This is a genomic window from Nonomuraea sp. NPDC005983 (assembly GCF_040614375.1).
Lineage (GTDB): Bacteria > Actinomycetota > Actinomycetes > Streptosporangiales > Streptosporangiaceae > Nonomuraea.
The window spans coordinates 42,922-61,719 of record NZ_JBEXUP010000012.1 but is presented as its reverse complement, the minus strand read 5'-3'; the positions used below and the strand labels follow the sequence as shown (position 1 = coordinate 61,719).

General features: G+C 71.5%; 14 protein-coding genes. 8 read left to right on the top strand and 6 right to left on the bottom strand.

The window, feature by feature from the left end:
* Positions 1–646: 646 nt before the first annotated feature.
* Positions 647–1,240 (bottom strand): hypothetical protein, encoded by a 594-nt coding sequence (locus ABZ297_RS08640; RefSeq protein WP_355341553.1) that lies wholly within the window; start codon positions 1,238–1,240, stop codon positions 647–649.
* A 72-nt stretch (positions 1,241–1,312) separates the two neighbouring features.
* Here ABZ297_RS08640 and ABZ297_RS08635 point away from each other — a divergent pair, with 72 nt between their 5' ends.
* Positions 1,313–3,565, top strand: coding sequence for an MMPL family transporter (locus tag ABZ297_RS08635; RefSeq protein WP_355341550.1), 2,253 nt, complete (start codon positions 1,313–1,315; stop codon positions 3,563–3,565).
* Here ABZ297_RS08635 and ABZ297_RS08630 read toward each other — a convergent pair.
* The 3 genes from ABZ297_RS08630 to ABZ297_RS08620 all read right to left on the bottom strand — a co-directional run bounded on the left by ABZ297_RS08630 (position 3,513) and on the right by ABZ297_RS08620 (position 9,094).
* On the bottom strand, positions 3,513–5,795 hold the full coding sequence (locus tag ABZ297_RS08630; RefSeq protein WP_355341548.1) for a polyprenyl synthetase family protein: 2,283 nt from the start codon (positions 5,793–5,795) through the stop codon (positions 3,513–3,515). The genes ABZ297_RS08635 and ABZ297_RS08630 overlap by 53 nt on opposite strands.
* Before the next feature lie 189 nt (positions 5,796–5,984).
* On the bottom strand, positions 5,985–8,390 hold the full coding sequence (locus ABZ297_RS08625; protein WP_355341545.1) for an ABC transporter permease: 2,406 nt from the start codon (positions 8,388–8,390) through the stop codon (positions 5,985–5,987).
* The gene (locus ABZ297_RS08620; protein WP_355341542.1) at positions 8,387–9,094 is read right to left on the bottom strand and encodes an ABC transporter ATP-binding protein; all 708 of its coding nucleotides are present in this window, start codon (positions 9,092–9,094) and stop codon (positions 8,387–8,389) included. Before ABZ297_RS08620 ends, ABZ297_RS08625 begins: the two co-directional genes overlap by 4 nt.
* A gap of 150 nt (positions 9,095–9,244) precedes the next feature.
* Between ABZ297_RS08620 and ABZ297_RS08615 the strand changes: the two genes are divergently transcribed.
* The 6 genes from ABZ297_RS08615 to ABZ297_RS08590 all read left to right on the top strand — a co-directional run bounded on the left by ABZ297_RS08615 (position 9,245) and on the right by ABZ297_RS08590 (position 15,131).
* The gene (locus tag ABZ297_RS08615) at positions 9,245–10,462 is read left to right on the top strand and encodes a sensor domain-containing protein (RefSeq protein WP_355341539.1); all 1,218 of its coding nucleotides are present in this window, start codon (positions 9,245–9,247) and stop codon (positions 10,460–10,462) included.
* Positions 10,450–11,094, top strand: coding sequence for a response regulator transcription factor (locus ABZ297_RS08610; RefSeq protein ID WP_355341536.1), 645 nt, complete (start codon positions 10,450–10,452; stop codon positions 11,092–11,094). Before ABZ297_RS08615 ends, ABZ297_RS08610 begins: the two co-directional genes overlap by 13 nt.
* Positions 11,095–11,391: 297 nt before the next feature.
* A complete protein-coding gene (locus ABZ297_RS08605; RefSeq protein WP_355341533.1) occupies positions 11,392–12,357 on the top strand; it encodes an NAD(P)-dependent oxidoreductase in 966 nt (321 codons plus the stop codon).
* 273 nt (positions 12,358–12,630) lie between these two features.
* Positions 12,631–13,191, top strand: a complete 561-nt coding sequence (locus tag ABZ297_RS08600) for an MFS transporter (protein WP_355341530.1) — start codon at positions 12,631–12,633, stop codon at positions 13,189–13,191.
* A 156-nt stretch (positions 13,192–13,347) separates the two neighbouring features.
* Entirely contained in the window at positions 13,348–13,929 is a 582-nt protein-coding gene (locus ABZ297_RS08595) for a copper chaperone PCu(A)C (RefSeq protein ID WP_355341528.1), read from the top strand.
* Positions 13,929–15,131: a Dyp-type peroxidase gene (locus ABZ297_RS08590; protein WP_355341525.1), complete on the top strand. Its 1,203-nt coding sequence runs from the start codon at positions 13,929–13,931 to the stop codon at positions 15,129–15,131. The genes ABZ297_RS08595 and ABZ297_RS08590 overlap by 1 nt, the downstream gene beginning before the upstream one ends.
* Before the next feature lie 225 nt (positions 15,132–15,356).
* Here the strand turns inward: ABZ297_RS08590 and ABZ297_RS08585 are convergent, their stop codons facing one another.
* Positions 15,357–16,307, bottom strand: a complete 951-nt coding sequence (locus tag ABZ297_RS08585; protein ID WP_355341522.1) for a YafY family protein — start codon at positions 16,305–16,307, stop codon at positions 15,357–15,359.
* Between the two features lie 63 nt (positions 16,308–16,370).
* On the opposite strand from ABZ297_RS08585, the gene ABZ297_RS08580 reads away from it, so the two are divergent.
* The gene (locus ABZ297_RS08580; protein WP_355341519.1) at positions 16,371–17,525 is read left to right on the top strand and encodes an epoxide hydrolase family protein; all 1,155 of its coding nucleotides are present in this window, start codon (positions 16,371–16,373) and stop codon (positions 17,523–17,525) included.
* Positions 17,526–17,641: 116 nt separating this feature from the next.
* Here the strand turns inward: ABZ297_RS08580 and ABZ297_RS08575 are convergent, their stop codons facing one another.
* Complete coding sequence (locus ABZ297_RS08575) at positions 17,642–18,796, bottom strand: FAD-dependent oxidoreductase (RefSeq protein WP_355341516.1); 1,155 nt, start codon at positions 18,794–18,796, stop codon at positions 17,642–17,644.
* Positions 18,797–18,798 lie beyond the last annotated feature (2 nt).

Here is an 18,798-nt window from a genome sequence, read left to right as displayed (position 1 = left end):
CCGGCGGCGAAGGATGTCTCGTTGAGCGTTCCCTAACGGACAGCGTTCCGGGCCTCGCCGTCGCGCGGACGAGCACAGGTGATACCGCCGAGTCGTGCACAGGACTGCGGACAGCGCGGCTGTCAGAAGTCCCCTGCACGCGTGGGTGTCTCACCAGGCCGCGCGTGCAGGGGACTTCGGAAATTGACAATGAGTTTCGGGACTTACCGATTGGGAGAACGCCGTCGCGTTGGGCGCTCCGTTGGACCACCCCTTGAACGGGCCGGCCAGGATCCGATAGACCGAGGTCTGAATACCGAAGGACCCGTACGTCCCGGGCGAGGGCTGTCCGGTGACCGCGGCGCGGCGGGTTCCCGAGGCGATGTAGGGGAGCCGGCTCTGCTGCTCATCGCCCTTCGAGGGATCATCCGCGGACACGGCCTCATGCTCTCACCGGGCTCCGCCCCGCCCGCCACCCGATCGTCCTGTCGCCGTCGCCCCGCCCGTCAGGGACGGGCTTGTCCTGGGGCGACGGCGACGGGACGATCAGGCTTCCGCCTCAGCACGCGGCCGCCGTGCTTCCTCGGCCTGCTCCGCGGCGACGGCTGCCAGCGGCCGGGAAGCGCGGCACGTCGATCGCGAAGCGGCCAACCTGGCGGCGCGCCGGTCAGGCGAAGGAGAGCTGGCCAGATCCGGTCAGTTCGGTGAAGCCGGAGGGGGCGGTGCACTGCCGCAGGTCGGACGTCATGGTGGTTGCGCTCCCGTTGAAGTGCCGACCCTTGAGCCGGCCGGAGACGACGTCGCCCTGCAGCAGGCTGTCGGCGAGGCTGACGCTGCCCTGGTGCGCGGAGGTGAGCTTGGAGGTGCCCACTGCCTGGCCCTTGGCGTCGCGCCAGGTGACGGTGGCGTTGGCGCTCAGGTCGGCGGCGCTTCGGCAGCTGGCGGTGGCCGTGCCACTGAGCTCCAGCCTGCCGGAGGCGATGTCGGTGACCGTGCCGTTGGGTGAGGAGCAGTTTTCGAGGAGGAAAGCTCCCTGCCCCTTGACCTGCTGCGCTGCCGCATCGCGCAGTGCCGGGGTAAAGGTGATGGGGTTCTTCGGGGCGGTGCGCACGGCGCAGGTCAGCACGGCCTCGTCGCGGGCTGTGGCCGTCGGCGCAGCCTGAGCGGTGCCCGTGGACGCCAGGAGCGGGACCGCGAGGGCCGCGGTTGCGGCGCCGATCGCGAGCCCGTGGGCACGGCTGAGACGTGACTGCCAGATCATCAGGTCCTCCGGATCTCTGTCACTGAAGGTAATATCGCGACCACTCTTTGTAGCACAACGGGAGGCGGCTCCATGGCGGTGTCATCACGCGCGTCGGCGGGCGGGCCACTTACCGGCACGGTCCGCCGTTCCGTCTGGTGGCGCCTGGGCGACCTGGCGGCCCGCCGCCACCGGGCGGTCCTCGCCGTGTGGCTGGCGTTCGTGGCCGGGTCGGCGCTCATGATCCCTGGCCTGGTCGACCGCGCCGTCGCACCTGCCATCCGCGTCGAGGGGTCCACCTCGCTCGCGGGGGCACGGCTGCTGGAGCAGGGCTTCCCGCAACTGGGCGCCGAGCAGATGATGCTGATCTTCGCCTCCGCCGCGCTGTCCGACGACGAGGAGCCGTACCAGCGTGCACTCCACGACGCCGTGCGGGCCGTGTCGGCGCAGCCCCAGGTAGGCGGCGCGCAGCTGCTGCCCCTCGTGCCGGGCCAGGACCGGCGGCACGTGTACGCGATCGTGGGCGTCAACGGCGATCAGCGGGCGCGCCAGGCGGCACTGCCGGTGCTGCTCCGTGCGGCCAAGGAGGCTGCGAGCCGGGCGTCGGGCTCGCGCGTCGACGTCCACCTGGTGGGCGAGAGCGCCCTGCTGGCTGAGACCAAGCACACCGACCTGGCCGACCTGCAACGCGCCGAGCTGCTGGCGGTTCCCCTGTCCCTGCTCGTGCTCCTGGTCGGGCTCGGGTCGGCCGGTGCAGCCTTGGCGGTTCTGGCCGTCGCCGGAACCGTCACGGTGACCGCCCTCGGCGTGCTGGCGGCGGCGAGCCGGTTCGGCGCGCCGGCCAACACGTTCATGCTGGCCGTGGCGTCCACTGTCGGGCTGGCGCTCGGCCTGGACTACGCGCTGCTGTCCCTCTTCCGTTACCGCCACTCCCGAGCTGCCGGGCACGACCGGTACCAGGCCGCCGCCCTCGCTGTGAGCACCGCGGGCCGCACCACGACCTGGTGCGCCGTGGGCGTCGCGCTGACGGCGGCGGCCCTGCTGGTGGTACGCACCTCCATGATCCGCACCATGGGGGCGGCGGTGAGCCTATCGGCGCTGGTGGCCGCGGCGGCGGCCGTCACGTTGCTCCCCGCCGTCCTCGCGGCCGCCGACCGATGGCTGGCCCACCGGCGCCCACCACGCCCCCGCCCGTGGCGGCCGGCCCTGCGCCACCTTCACCGCAAGGGTCGCTCTGGCGACGCCGACGGGTGGGGCCGGTGGGCGTGGCATCTCATGCGCCACCCCATCGCGTACACGCTGGTCTGCACCGGGGTCCTCCTGGCCGCGGCCGCGCCGGTGACCGGTCTGCGGATGGGCTTCGACCTGGAGCGCGCCTCGGTCGCCGAAACCGACTTCGGGCGCGGTCTGGCCTACATGGAGGCCGACCAGATCTCCTCAGCCCTGGCCGTGGTGCTCCCCCACCCGGCAGACGCGCCGCCCGTCGACACCGCCACCTTGGTCACCGCTCTCGAAGACGACGCCAGGGTGGCTCTGACGACGTCCGTCGACAACGGCAAGGACATGACCGTCGTCATCGTCATCATCCGTACGCACATCGACGAACCCGCCACCACGGCGCTGGCGCGGCAGATCAGCGGGCAGCTCGGCCCCGCGACGCTACCGCCCGGCCAGCACGCCTTCGTGACCGGACCGGCCGTGATCTTCTCCGACCTCATGGACGAGACCACCGCCCAGCTGGGCATGGTGATCCTGCTGGTGCTGGGTTGCTCGCTGCTCTTCCTCCTGGTGTCCTTCCGCAGCATCCTGCTCCCAATCAAAGCCGTGCTGATGAACCTGCTGGCTGTCGGCGCAGCGTTCGGCCTGCTGACCCTGGCCACCCGCCACCTGCCACACCTGTTCGGGAGCCAGGTCAACACGTTGATCCCGCTCCTGGCCTTCACGCTGGTGTTCGGCCTGTCCATCGACTACGAGATCTTCCTCATCCACCGCATCGGCGAGCACTACCACGCCAACGGCGACAACACCGCGGCCGTCGTCGACGGCCTGCGGCACACCGCCCGCCCCATCACGGTGGCCGCCGCCGTCATGGTCGCCACCTTCGCCGCGCTGCTCACCGCCGACCGCCACCACCTGGTGCAGCTCGGCCTCGCCGTCGCCACCGCGATCACCCTGGACGCGACCGTCATCAGGCTCGCCCTGGTCCCCGCGCTGATGCGCATCCTCGGCACGGGCAACTGGTGGCTGCCCGCCCCTCTGGCACGCCTCCTCCCGGCCGACAGTGATCGCGGATTCACTCGTCCAGATGGCGTTGGGCAGCGTACAAGCCCAGAGCGCGGATCATGACCGTGTGGCGGTTGACGGGCAGGAGTTCCTGGAGCGGCCGCCACGCCAGGTCGACGACCTGGCGGGCTTCCACCAGGGAGGCCGCGGTGGCGCCGCAGTCGTCCAGGGTCTGGGCGACCTCCGCCGCGGCGGCCGGATCGGCGTTTCCCGCGCGGACGATGTCCCAGATTCCCCGTAGCCGGGCCCGGGGCAGCAGGGTGACGGCGTGCGCCAGAGGGTGGGTGACCTTGCCTTCGCGGATGTCCTCACCGGGGAGCTTGGCGACGCGGGAGCCGGGGTCGTCGGGAGGGGCCAGCACGGCGCGTAGGTCGGCGACGTCGTCGCTGATCTGGTACGCCAGCCCCACGGTCTCGAAGTACGAGCTGATCGCGGCCAGCAGCTCACCGTCGGCGCCGGCGAGGATCGCCCCGAACTCGCCGAGGCCGCGTACCACTCCGCCGGTCTTGAGCCGGTGCGTGGCGCGCACTCGCTCGAGCACGGCGGCGGAGTCGCCGGTGGCTACGGCGGCCTCCATGACGTCGTGGTGGCCGAGGATGTCGAGTGCCTGGCCGGCGTGGTTGCGGCGCATGCCGTCGAGGTACGCCTGGTAGAGGAGGAGCCGCCGCTCCGGGTCGTCGGGCAGCAGGTGGCGTACGACCTGGTCGAAGACGAGGTAGGCGTGCGTTCCGGTGTTGATGGCGGTGGCCTGGCCGAACACCGTGTGGACGGTGGGCCGTCCTCGGCGCATCGGGGCGTTGTCCTCGACGTCGTCGACGATGAGGCTGGCGGTGTGCATCAGCTCGGCGAGCGCCGTCAGTGCCCGGTACGGCCGGCTGTCGACGCCCTGCATCTCCATCGCGGCGACAGCGGCGTAGCTGCGCCAGCCTTTGCCCATGGCGTCGGCCAGGTGCCGGACGGGCTTCACCAGCGAGCGGTGCAGCGGCTCGGCGACGACGTCGACCGGCCACCGGGGGCCGGGGGCGAGCCCCGCCAGCACCGTGATGGAGGCGTGCTCCGGAACGTCGGGATACAGGCGCACGACCTCGGCGTGGGTGACCTCGCGCAGTCCCTCCATGTGGCGTTCGAAGTCGAGGACGCGGTTGACCGGCTGGACCTCCAGCCGGCCGTCTCCGCGCACCGGCACGCCCCGCAGCTCTCCTTCGGCGGTCGCAGCGGCCTCCAGCAGGGCTCCCAGCCCGACGATGGTGTGGCGCTCCTGCTCGGGGAAGCAGGCGGCCACCCGCAGTGACAGACCCGCCTGGGGCGCGTCGATCCGCCAGACGGTGGGATAGGAGGTGAGCGTGGTCATGGACGTCCAGGACTCGCCCGGTTCGAGGCGCGCCGGCGCCTCCTGCCGGGTGCCGTCCGGGGCCACCAGCACCACGGACGTGGGTCGCCGGGCCACCTTGCCGCCGGCGACGTCGGCGGTGCCGGAATGGCAGGCCACCACGTCCCAGCCGTTGTCGAGGTGCAGCGCGACCCATGTCCGGTCGTGGTCGACCTGCGGGGCGGTGCCGTCCTGCGGCAGCTCGGCGGCGCCGAAGGCCCGCTGGTACAGGGCCAGGCCGGTCATCCGGACCGCCGGACGCCCCGTACGGGTCCACGTGGCGTCGGCCGCGAGACGGGGCACGAGGAAGGTGGAGCGCGTCTCGTCCACGCCGAGCGGTGCCCCCCGGTACAACGATTCCCGTACGGCGGGCTTGAGCGCCCTCAGCCGCAGCTCCCAGGTCTCGTGGTCGTCGCGCAGGACGACGTGGTAGGCGCCGTCGGCCGGTGCGGACATCTCTGCGACGCCGCCGAAGTCGAGGTGCAGCCGGTCGGCCGCCAGGGTGACCGGGCCGGGCAGCAGGCGGTCGGGGGCGATCGACCGCCCGCCGGAACACGCCTCCCGCACCGCCTCGCCGACCGACGGGTCCCACCCTCTGGAAGTGTCGAGGCAGATCAGCTCCACCGCGCCGGCATCGCGCCACGTCTGGCCCCGGTACGCCGCGCTCTCGGGCATGCTGTGCGTCCAGCCGCAGCCGTGGGAGAGCAGCGGGCTGCCGTCCGGCCTGGTGGTGCGGTGGACGAGGAAAGTGATCATCAGCCGGTGCTGTTCCCCGCCTTCGTCGCGCAGGCCGGCGGCGAACCGCCACGCGTCGTAACCACAGTCGCGGCGCGGGAGGTCGTGCATGGCCGCCTCCACGACGTCGCCGGACGCACCACGACGGCTCTCCGCTCCCCCGATCTCGACGTTCGGCTTTGGCACCATGTGTCCACGCTCCTTCGTCGGCGACAGTACGCAGTCGCTTGGTTGCGGATCGTCATCATGGTGGATGGGGTGCCACAGCGGCCACCCAGACGCGGACCCTGACCTCAGAGGGCTCCTCAGCTCACACCGTCAGCGCGACGTTGATGACGACGATGACGGCCAGGACCAGCAGGATCCACGTCCACTTGGTCATGACGACCTCCCCTCAGCACGCAGGACGATCCGGGCAGGGATGAGGATCGACGCCATGCCCAGCAACGACGTCGCCCCGACGATCACCAGGTACATCAACGGCGGAACGTACGGCAGCGCCGTACCGGTGAGGCCGTAGCTCACCGTCGCCAGCGGTAGCGCGGCCGCCAGCGTGCCCAGCCCGGCGGCGAGCGCCACGACCAGCAACGCCTCGGCGCGCATCATCCGCATGATCTGCCCGCGCGTGGCTCCTGCCAGCCGCAGCAGCGCGAACTCCCTGCCTCGCTCGCTCACCGACAGCACGAGGGAGTTGCCGACGGACACGGCGATGTATCCGAAGATGAGCACGAGAGGCAGCACGCTGGTCAGCAGGCCGGCGGCCTGGTCGCGCTGCGCGGCGGCGGACATGTCGCTCTGGGTCACGCCTGGATGCCGGGAGACCATGGCCGAGATGTCAGCGCCGGGACGCACTCGCAGCAGCACCGAGTCGTCCCGGCGAGACGCGGTGTGTTGCAGGATCAGGTCACGTGGCAGGGTGAGATCGCCGAACCCGAGCCCGCGCCGGTAGACGGCCACCACGCGGGCGCGCAGGGGTGTGCCGTCGCCGAGCCGGATGCTGATCGTGGAGTCCAGCTTCAGTCCGAGCGTCTCTGCGGCGCTGACGCTGACCGCCACCGTTCCCTTCCCCAGCGCATCGAGGCTGCCTTCGGTGACACCCAGGTCGAGCGCCCGCGCCGAGCTGATTCCCTGCGCCTGGTACTCCAGCGTTTCCGGGCTGTCCAGCATGGTCGTCTCCACGAGGGCGCCCGTACGGGCCACCGGGGTGACGGCCTCGACGCCCGGCCAGGTGCGCGCGTCGGCGGCCACCGCCGGATCCAGCCCGTACGGCCCGCCGCGCAGCACGTGCGTGGCGAGCACGCCTGCCGCCACGTCGCGCTCGGCTCCGGCGGCCGCGGTCGTGGCGGTGCCGAGTTGGATCAGCGCGAACCCGATGGCGAGGATCATCGGCGACACGGCGGACGCCAGGCGGCGCGAGCCGGACAGCGAGTTCGCAGCCGCCAAGTACCCTTCGGCACCGAACCTGCGGCGCAGCAGCGGCCCCAGCAGACGGGCGCCGCCGCGGACCAGCGGCGGTCCGAGTATCACCAACGAGATGATCATGATGAGCCCGCCCGAGGCGGCCAGCGCCACCCCGAAGATCCCGTGCAACCAGAGCGGCAGCAGCGCCGCTGCCGCTCCGGTGAGCAGGAGCAGCGTCCCGGCCGCCACGGCGCCCGGCCTCATGCGCGGCTGTTCCAGCGACGCCTCGGCCAGGGCCCGGGCGGGCGGAACGCGCAGCTCGCGGCGGCTGACGGCCCAGGCGGCGAACTGCCCTATCAGCACACAGGCGGCGATCGCGGCCACGTAGGGGATCGGCCCTGAGGACACGGCGAAGTCGGCGGGGACCATCCCGGCCCAGGCCAGCGCCTGTAGGAGCAGCCTGGCGAACATCGCGCCGGGCAGGCCGCCCAGCAGTCCGGCGATCAGCGCCATCACCAGCATCTCGTGCGCGAACATCTTGCTCACCTGGCGAGGCGAGGCGCCGACGATACGCAGCAGCGCGGTCTGGCGGCGCCTGCGGTGCGCGGCCAGCGAACGCGTGCCCGTCACCACCATCATGGTGATCATGATGGTCACGCCGATGAAGGAGCCTGCCATCGCCTGCAGGTCGCCGCGAGCCTGCCCGACGTCACCGAACTCGACGCCACTCCTGGACGAGCCGGTGACGACACGCACCTGCTGGCCCGACAGCGCCTGTTCGATCCGATCTGCCAGATCGTCGGCGTCCGGCGCGCCTGGCAAGGTCAGGACGCCGATCGCGTCGGCTTGGTGCGGCCTGCCGTACAACCTGGCGGCCTCGCCCTCGGTGAAGAACACCAGCGGCCGTCGGGCGGCGCCCGCGACCACGCCCACCACGCGGTAGGAGCCGATCTTGGCGTCGGCGGGGATCGTCTCCGAGACGACCACCTCGCCGTCGGCGGCAGGTGGGCGGCCCGAGCGCAGCCGCAGCGGGGCGAGCGCGGCCGAGGCCCAGCCGTGCCCCTGGGCGGCGACGAACTCCTCGCCCGCCACGTCCACGGGGAAGCCGACATCGGGGACGGCCGCGCGGACGCCCGGCACCCGCGCGATCCTGTCGGCCAGGGAGCGCGGTACCGGGGCACGTTCGGGCAGCGGCCTGCCGTCCACAGCGTCGAGGCCGCCGACGACGATCGGCGCGGCGGCGTAGCGTTCGGGCGCGACGCCGCCGCCGAGGCCTGACGCCAAGATGACGCCGCAGGCGGTGATCAGCGCGGAGGCGGCCAGCAGGGCGATGAAAGATCCGGCCAGGCCGCCTTTGTCTGCCTTGACGAGCTGCCAGATCACCAGTCCCCCAGCTTCGTCATGCGCTCGGCAACCAGGTGCGACGACGGCGCGTCGAGGTGCCCGGCCAGGCGGCCGTCGGCCAGGAAGACGACCCGGTGGGCGTAGGAGGCGGCCACCGGGTCGTGGGTCACCATCACCACGGTCTGACCGCTCTGATCGACCAGTTCGCGCAGCAACTCCAGCACCTGCCGGGCACTGCGGGTGTCGAGCGCGCCGGTCGGCTCGTCCGCGAAGATCACCTCGGGGGTCGTGATCAGCGCACGGGCCAGGGCCACCCGCTGCTGCTGCCCGCCGGACAGCTCGGCCGGGCGGTGGGTGAGCCGGTCGGCCATGCCGACCCGGGCCGCCGCCTCGGCCGCATGGCGGCGATCAACGGACCGCCCCGCCAGCCGCAGCGGCAGGGTGATGTTGTCGGCCACGTCGAGGGCGGGCAGCAGGTTGTACGCCTGGAAGACGAACCCGAGCCGCTCCCTGCGCAGCGCCGCCAGGCCGCTCTCGTCCAGCTCGCCGACCTCGACACCCGCCAACCTGACCCTGCCGGACGTCGGCCGCTCCAACCCTGCGGCGCACTGCAGCAGCGTGCTCTTGCCCGATCCGGAAGGTCCCATGACCGCCACGAACTCGCCAGCACCCACTTCGCAGGTGACCCCCGCGAGAGCGTCCACCCTGCCGTAGGTCTTGCGTAGTTCTTCAACCTGAATCACGGACGAAAACGTACGTTCGGCTGCATAGATGCCGATATCCCATCGACGGGTGAACCGAGGGTGGTGCTGGCACCACCCTGACATCGCAGCCCGCGTCATCCAGCACCTCGCGGTAACCAGCACTCCGCGGTAACCAGCACAATGTCGGTCGTGGACGTCCGCACGCGCTTTCTCGCCTCCTGCAGGGCGACCCGCTACCTGGTCACCGACCTGGGCCTGGGGCTGCTCGCGCTGATCACATTCGCGGCGGTCACGGCAGCCGCCGCGCTCACCCCGACCGGCGTGGGGCTTGCCGCCGTGCCGCCGCTGACGTCCTGGACGCGCAGGCTGGCCTCCCGGCAGCGGCGCAGGGCCGCCGCGCTGCTCGGCACCCCAGTGCCCGAGCGGTACCAGCCGCTGGAGGGGGCGCTGTCGCGGCGAGTACGCACCGCGCTGTCGGACCCGGCGGCCTATCGCGACGTCGCCTGGCTGTTCGTGCACGGAGTGGCAGGAACGGCGGCCGGATATCTCGCGCTGGCCCTGCCGCTGTTCGCTGTCAACGCCTTCACCGTGCCGCTGTGGTGGCAGGCGGTGCCGGGCACATCTCTGCTCGGCTACTCCATCGACTCCTGGCCCGCCGCGCTCAGCGGGATCGTCATCGGGCTCGGCTACGCGCTGCTCAGCCTTCTTGTGCCGGTACCGCTGGCGAAGGCGACCGCGCGGCTCAGCCGCGTCCTGCTCCGCCCGCCGAAGCAGGCCCAGCTGGCCGCCGTGAGCGCCGCCCGCGCCGCCGCGCTGGAGGCGCACGAACTGGAGCTCAAACGCATCGAACGGGACCTGCACGACGAGACGCAGAACCGCCTGGTCGCCGTGCTCATGAACCTCGGCATGCTGGAACGCGCGCTGGCCGAGGCCCCCGAGCCCGCCCAGCGGCTGGCGGTACGCGCGCATGAAGCGGCCTCCGACGCGCTGACCAACCTGCGCAAGGTGGTGCGGACCATCCACCCGCCTGTCCTGACCGAGCGCGGCCTCGACGGCGCCATCGCGGCGCTGGCCGCGAGCTCTCCCGTCTCCTGCGCCATCGCGGTCGACGACTTCCCGCGGCTGCCGGCCGCGGTGGAAACCGCCGCGTACTTCGCCGTCGCCGAGGCGCTGACCAACCTCGCCAAACACAGCGGTGCCACCTCCGCCCAGGTGCGCCTCAGGACCGAGACCGAGTTCCTGGTGGTCGAGGTCGAGGACGATGGTCGCGGCGGCGCCGGCGCCAGACCGGGCGGCGGGCTGGCGGGAATCGACAGGCGTGTGGCCGCTCTGGGCGGCCGTACGATGCTGATCAGCCCGCCGGGCGGGCCAACCGTGGTGAGAGTGGAGCTGCCGTGCGGGTTGTGATCGCCGAGGACGACGCGCTGCTGCGCGAGGGCCTGGCCATGCTCCTGGCCAGCGAGGACATCGAGGTGGCCGCCGCCGTGGACAACGCCGCCGACCTGCTCGGGGCCCTCGCCGCGCACGCACCGGACGCCCTCCTGGTCGACGTGCGGCTGCCGCCGGACTTTCGCGACGAGGGGCTGCGCGCCGCAGTCGAAGCCAGGACCAGGGTGCCGGGTCTACCGGTCCTGGTGCTGTCGTCGTACGTGGAGGACAGCTCCGCCGCCGAGCTCCTTCAGGACGGCGCCGGCGGGGTCGGCTACCTGCTCAAGCAGCGCGTCGGGAAGGTGAACGAGTTCGTCGACGCCCTGCGCAGGGTGGCAGGCGGCGGCACCGTCATCGACCCCGAGGTCATCGCCCAACTCCTGGTACGGCGCCGCGCGAACGACCCACTTCACCGGCTGACGCCTCGCGAACGGGAAGTGCTGGGGCTGATGGCCGAGGGACACTCCAACACGGGTATCGCCGAGCGACTGGTCATCAGCGACGGCGCGGTCAACAAGTACATCAGGAACATCTTCAGCAAGCTGGACCTGCCGCCCTCCGAGAGCGGCCACCGCCGGGTGCTGGCCGTGCTCGCCTATCTCAAAGCCTGACCCAGCCGGCTCTCAAGGCCTGACCCACCCAGCTGGGACGCCGTCCCGCGCCCCGACCGCGGCCCGGGACGGCGCCCACGATGCCCTGCAGGGCCGAGGACCTCTTGGGCGGGCCGCCCGGCGGGCCCGCGACGTCGAGAACGATGCCGTCTGTCGCAGCGCGTGGCCGCTCCTGCACGATGCCGCGGACGACGCCGGCGAGCGCGCCTCTGTCACGAAAGGGCAGCGCGGTTCTCTATCGCCATTTCCTGGGGTTAGACTGATCGTCAGTTGAACTGATGATTTGCGGAGCTGAACATGATTCTGATCACCGGCGGGCTGGGCTTCATCGGCACGCACACCACGCGGGCACTGCTCGACCTGGGCGAGTCCTGCCTGCTCGTCCAGCGCCGCGCCCCCGTGGCGCCCGAGTGGCTCGCCGACGACCGCATCGTCGTCGAGCAACTCGACCTCACCGACGAGACGGCCCTCCTGTCGCTCGGCGAGCGTCACAAGATCACCGGCATCGTGCACCTCGCCGGCTCCGTCCCCTGGCCGCCGGGGGCGTACCAGCCCCTGGAAGGTGCAGACAGGGCCGTGCGCAGCCTCCTGAACGTCTTCCGCGCCGCGAGCGAGTGGCAGGTGACGCGACTCGGGCTGGCCAGCACGATCGGCGTGTACGGCGGCGTGCCCGGCAGCGTCGCCCGCGAAGGCGCGCTCAAGGAGGACGTGCCACTGCCGATGACGTCCCCTCACCCGATCCCGGCGTTCAAGAAGATCGGCGAACTGCTCGGCGCCCACCTGGCCGGCGCCCTGGGTCTCGACGTGGTGAACTATCGCATCGCCGCCATCTGGGGCCCGCTCGGCCACCCCCACTCGCCGTTCTTCGCCGCGCCCCAGCTCGTGCACGCCGCCGCCCGCGGCGCCGTCCCCGACCTGTCGCCGCTGCGGGCCGGCGCGCACGCGGGCGACGGGATCGACCTGTGCTACGTGAAGGACTGCGGCCGGGCCATCGCCCTGCTCCAACTGTCGGACCGGCTGGCCCATCGCACCTACAACGTGTCCTCGGGCAGGCTGACGACCAACGCGGAGGTCATCGCGGCGATCCGGAAGCTCGTCCCCGACGCCCGCGTCGACCTGCCTGAGGGCCGCGACTCCGCCGCGCCCGGCACCTGGCTCGACACAACCCGGCTGCGCGAGGACACCGGCTTCGAGCCTGAGTACGACACCGAGCGGGCAGTCGCCGACTACCTGGCCTGGTTGCACGCCGGAAACGAGCGCTAGAAGACCATTGAAGATCTTGTGTTCTGGCCCCGTTCTTCCCGGGATGGGGCCACAGTAATAGATGTGCAGGGCGTGGCTGTAGTCGTCCCTCTTCGGTGGGTAATGTCACGCATATCGGAAAACGCTCGTGCGCCCGCAGGACCTGCTCGTCGCCAACGGCAAGGACCGGCGCCGTCGATGGGCCCTTGGCGCGCATCACCAAACGCTGTACCGGCGGCAGGGCACGGTGGTGGATTCCGGAGCGAGGGGGCGGGATGGGATGATGAGCCCACCATGACCGCCTCCCTGCCATTTCGCCTAGCCCGCGCCGCGGTGTTCGCCGTGGTCTGCCTGGGATTGAGTGTGCTGGCGCACCTCCTGGGCGGGGGGTCGGTCACGGGGCCGGTGATGGTCGGAGGACTGTTGCTGGCGTTCGCGGCGGCTGCTGCCGCCTCAGGGCGCGAGCGCCCGCTGGCGGTGATCTTGCCGCTGCTGGCAGGAATGCAGGCGGTGCTGCACGCGCTGTTCTCCATCGGCCACGCTTCTGCCGCACACGCGGCGCTCGGCCACGCCCACCAGGGGCTGGCGACCAGCGTCGGCATGCTTGTCGCGCATGCCGGGGCAGCAGTGCTGACCGCCCTGTGGCTGGCCCGCGGCGAGGCCGCCCTGTGGGGGCTGCTGCACCGGCTGGCCGCGCGGCTGTACCGGGTACTGCTGGCCTTCCTGTACCCGGTCCATGAGCCGGTCGCCGTAGTGACGGCGCCCGAGCCGGGCCGGCTGCGCTCGGTAGCACTGGCGCACGCTGCGCCCCGGCGCGGCCCACCGTCCACGCAGGTAGTCGTATTCTCCAGCTGATCTCTGCGGTGAGGCTGGAGGCCGTCACCATGCCCGGCCCCGGCCGGGCCCGCGCGGCCGCCGTCGTCGCGGCCGCGTCAAGCGACCCTGCGTGATCCGCCTACGGCACGGTGGCACCGCCACCGGCCGCCGAGGCCTGCCGTGAAAGGCCCCACCATGTACTCTCTTCGTCCGCGTGCCCTCCTCCTTCCCGCCGCGGCGCTCGCCGCGGCTGTGCTCGTGTCCGGCTGCGGCGGCCAGGACGCGACCTCGTCCACCACGTCCGCCTCACCGTCACGCCCGGCGGCCGCGGCGCCTACCTCCACCCCCTCGCCCGCCTTGACCATCACCGACCCCTGGGTGAAGACCAGCGAGAAGGGCATGACCGCCGCCTTCGGCACCCTGGTCAACAACACCGACACCGAACTGACGGTCGTCTCCGGAGCCTCGCCGCTGTCTCCCAAGATCGAGCTGCATGAGGTGGTGGATTCCGGCGGCAAGATGGTGATGCGCCCCAAGAAAGGCGGCTTCGTCGTCCCCGCCCACGGCTCCCACCAACTGGCGCCCGGTGGCGACCACATCATGTTGATCGGGATCACCGGGAAGGTGGAACCCGGTGCCGAGGTGCCCTTCACCCTGACTCTCGCCAACGGTGCCACCGTCCCCTTCACCGCGATCGGGAAGGAGTTCGCCGGGGGCAAGGAGGACTACCAGCCCGGCAAGGGCGGTATGGACATGGGCGGCGAGGACAAGAGCTGATGGATGCTCACACCGGTAGCAGACCCCGCCTGACCCGGCGGGGCCTGCTGGCCTCAAGCGCTGCCGCCGCGGCCGGAATCCTGGCGACGCCCCCATCCGCACATTCTGCTCAGGTTCAGGTGGACGGCTCAGCCGTGGAGCCCTTCCACGGCCCGCACCAAGCCGGGATCGCCACCACCCCACAGGCCCACGCCGTCTTCGTCGGCCTGGACCTGCGCAGCGGCGTCGGCCGTGAGGCGGTGGCCCGGATGATGCGGCTGCTGAGCGATGACGCCCGCCGCCTGAGTCAGGGCAATGCCGCCCTGGCCGACACCGAACCGGAACTGGCGGTGCTGCCCGCCCGGCTGACCGTCACCTTCGGATTCGGCCCCGGCCTGTTCGCCGCGACCGGCCTGGCAGATTCGCGCCCCGCATCGGTGAAGGCTCTCCCACGCTTCGCCATCGACAAACTGCAGCCACGCTGGAACGGCGGCGACGTGCTCGTGCAGATCTGCGCCGATGACCCGCTGACCGTGGCCCACGCCCTCCGCATGATCATCAAGGACGCCCGCGCCTTCACCCGCGTCCGATGGATCCAGCGTGGATTCCGGCGCGCCGCAGGCGTCCAGGCCCCCGAAACGACCCAGCGCAACATCATGGGCCAGCTCGACGGGACCGCGAACCCCGTCCCCGGCACTCCCACCTTCGACCGCGCGGTATGGGCCGGCAACGACGCGCCGGCCTGGCTGCACGGCGGCACCACACTGGTGCTTCGGCGTATCCAGGCCGAGTTGGAGACCTGGGACGCAGCCGACCGGGTCGCCAAGGAGTTCACCATCGGCCGACGCCTGGACACCGGCGCCCCGCTGACCGGAACCGCCGAACACGACTCCCCCGACTTCGCCAAGCTGACGGAGGTCGGGTTCCCCGTCATCTCCGAATACGCGCACATCAGGCGCGCGCACAGCACCGACCCGGGCAAGGGAATCTTCCGCCGCGTCTACAACTACGACGAAGGCCTCACCGCAGCCGGACACGCCGACAGCGGTCTGCTCTTCGCCTCCTACCAGGCCGATATCACCGCCCAGTTCCTGCCCATTCAGCAACGGCTGGCCGAGGCCGACCTGCTCAACGAATGGACCACGCCGATCGGATCGGCCGTGTTCGCCATCCCGCCGGGCTGCCCGCCCGGCGGCTGGATCGGACAGAGCCTGCTGACATGATCCGCTCCTTAGGACCGCGCCCACCAGGGACCGCCGACCCGCACCCCGCCACGACGTCGGCAAGAGCATCAAGCGAGAAACTACCCCCGCCCGGCGTGGACAGACAGGTTAAAGATCAGGCTCAGGCAATCGAGCCTCCATCAGACTCTAGGTACCCGCGATCGCGAAGAGCTTGCAGGCCAGAGGCGTATCTGTTGGATCTCGGCCGCAGCTACGGGGACCCCGTCAATCCGTCGCGCCGGCGAGCCGGGCTGCCAGCGTCCTGACGTGCTCGACAAGCTCCGGGGGTTCGTGCACCTGGAAGTCGAAGCCTTTGGTTGTCACGTAGATGGCCAGCTCGTCCAGCGAGTTGGACCCGGCCCGCAGGGTGCAGCTGTGCTCGTCGATCGGCTCCAGCGCTCCGGTGGTGGGGGCGATCCGCTCCGCCGCGGTCTCGGCGCTGACGTGCAGGGTGAACCGGGCCTGGTAGCGGTAGGCCGACGTGGAGATCGCCCGCGAGGTGTAGCCGCTGATATCGGGGTCTGGCGGGGTGCGCGGGGTGAACCGGGGGCCGGTGGGCGTGCGCGGGACGAGGCGGTCCACGCGGTAGGTACGCCAGTCCTGGCGGTCGACGTCCCAGCCGATGAGGTACCAGCGCCGGCCCGCGTGCACCAGCCTGTGCGGCTCGGTCGTGCGGATGCTGCTGGTTCCGTCGTGGGCGCGGTAGTCGAAGCGCAGGCGCAGCGAGTCGCGGCAGGCGGCGGCGATGGCGGTGAGGGTGCTCGGGTCGACGGTGGGGCCGGTGTTGTTCATCGGCACCGTCACCGACTGCAGGGCGTTGATCCGGTGGCGCAGCCGGGACGGCAGTAGCTGTTCGAGCTTGGCCAGCGCCCGCACCGAGGTCTCCTCGATGCCGGTGATCGAACCGCCGGCGGCCGTGCGCAGACCCATCGCGACCGCGACGGCTTCGTCGTCGTCGAGCAGCAGCGGCGGCAGGTCCGCGCCGGCACCCAGCCGGTAGCCGGCGGTGCCCGCGGTGGCCAGCACGGGGTAGCCGAGGCCGCGCAGCCGGTCGATATCGCGGCGCACGGTGCGCGGAGTGATCTCCAGCCGCTCGGCCAGTTCGGCGCCGGACCAGTCGCGTCGGGTCTGCAGGAGCGAGAGCAGTCGCAGCAGCCGTGCCGAGGTTTCCCACATGATGTGAAGTCTGCCATTGGCCTAGGACCGATTCTGACCTAGCTGGTGCCTAGAGTTATCGGCATGGAGAACAACAGCGAGATCCGGCCCTTCACCATCGACATTCCCCAGGCTGACCTGGACGACCTGCGGGACCGGCTCGCCAGGACCCGGTGGGCCGCCGACCTGCCCGATGTCGGCTGGAGCCGCGGAGTGCCGGTGGACTACCTCAAGGGGCTGGCCGCGTACTGGCGCGATGGCTACGACTGGCGCGTCCACGAGCGGGAGCTGAACAAGTACCCGCAGTTCACCACCGAGATCGACGGGCAGAACATCCACTTCCTGCACGTGCGCTCGCCCGAGCCGGACGCGCTGCCGCTGATCCTGACCCACGGCTGGCCCGGCTCGATCGTGGAGTTCATGAACGTCATCGGCCCCCTGACCGACCCCAGGGCACACGGCGGCGACCCGGCGGACGCGTTCCACCTGGTGATCCCGTCGATCCCCGGCAGCGGGTTCTCCGGGCCGACCGGCGAGGCCGGCTGGGACACCAACCGGGTGACCAGGGCGTTCGCCGAGCTGATGAACAGGCTCGGCTACGACCGCTACGGCGCGCAGGGCGGCGACACCGGCGCGGTCATCTCCCCCGGGCTCGGCCGGCTCAACCCCGACAAGGTCGTCGGCGTACACGCGAACGGGCTCTCCGCGTTCACCGAGGTCAACCCGGACGAGGTGGCGGAGCTGACCGAGGCCGAGCGGGCGCGGCTGGATCACCTGAAGTACCTGAAAACCGAGCAGTCCGGGTACGCGATGATCCAGATCACCCGGCCGCAGACCCTGGCGCACGGGCTGCACGACTCCCCGGTCGGGCAGTTGGCCTGGATCGTGGAGAAGTTCAAGGAGTGGACCGATCCGGCCGCCGAACTGCCCGAGGACGCGGTGGACCGTGATCTGTTGCTCACCAACGTGATGCTGTACTGGCTGACCGGCACCGCCGGGTCCTCGGCCAACAGCTACTACGAGACCGCGCACGCCGGAGCCTGGGGCGCGAGTGAGCGTTCCACGGTGCCGACCGGGGTCGCGGTGTTCCCTCTGGACGTGTCGATCCGGCGCACCATCGAGCTCGAACACACGGTCGTGCACTGGTCCGAGTTCGGCCGCGGCGGCCACTTCGCCGCCATGGAGGCCCCCGACCTGCTCATCGGCGACGTCCGGGAGTTCTTCAGCAAGCTGCGCTGAAACCACCGCGGCGCCAGCGCGTCGGCGTGATCATCAGCGGCGGGACTGTCGACCTCACCGCCCTGGTGGCTCACCTCGGCCATGACTGACGTGCGTCCTTCCTCGGCGGGAGATCTTCATCCGGCTGAGGCGGCCTTCCCCTCGTCGCGTGGGAAGAAGGGGAGCTCGAGGTAGACGTGGTCGGCGGCGGCCAGGATCTTCGGGGCGTCGTCGACCGGCGGGTGGATGTGGTGGTTGATCCGCTTCTTGACCTCCTTGCCTTCGGCGCCCGAGGCCATCACCCTGCGGTCCCAGCCCCTGGTGAAGACCGCACCGGCGCCGCCCAGGTCCAGGCAGGTGACGTACGGGCCGGGGGTGAAGTCGCGCAGCGGCACGTCGAGCAGGTCGGCCGCCGCGTTGTACCCGGCGACCTTGCCGAGCGGGGTGGCGTGCTGGCAGGCCTGCATGACCGTGTGCTCGGCGTCGAACGCCGCGGCGGCCGTGTCCCCGGCGACGAACACCTCGGGTAGGGCGCGCAGCCGCTGGTCCACCGGCACCCGGCCGAGGTGGTCGAGGTCGTCGGAGATCTGCCGGGTGAGCTCGCTGGCCCTGATCCCCACGGACCAGACCACCGCGTCCGCCTCGACCTTGGTGCCATCGGACAGGACGGCGTATCCGTCGCCGACCTCCGTCACCGTCGTCCCGAGGCGGCGTTCGACGCCCAGCCGGTCCAGCGCCGCCTCGATCTCCTCGCGCGGGCCCGGGCCGAGCTGGTCTCCGACCACCTGCGACTGGTCCACCAGCAGCACCCGGCCCCGGGCGGCCAGTTCGGTCGCGGCCTCCAGGCCGACGAACCCGGCGCCGACGACCACGGCGGAGTAGTCCTCGCGGTCGCGCAGATGGTCGGTGAGCCGCCGGGCCCCGTCCAGGGTGTCGACGTCGAAGAGCCGTTCGGCGCCGGGCAGGCCCTGGGGCTGAACGAGCTTGCTGCCCGCCGCCAGCACCAGGCGGTCATAGCCGATCTCCTGGCCGTCGGCCACCACCACGCGGCGGTCGGTGTCGATCGTGCTCACCGAGGCCCGCAGGTGCTCGACGCCGATCGGCTCGAGGATCCTGCCGAGCTTCACCTTGGCCAGGTCCGGCTCCGGCTCGTACAGGCGCGGCCGCAGCACCAGGTGCTCGTTCGGCGCGATGAGCGTGATGCGCAGGTCCGCGTCTCCGCGGGCCAGCGCCGCTCCCGCCGCGCTCCACACGCCCGCGAAACCGCCTCCGATGATCACAACGTGTGCCACTG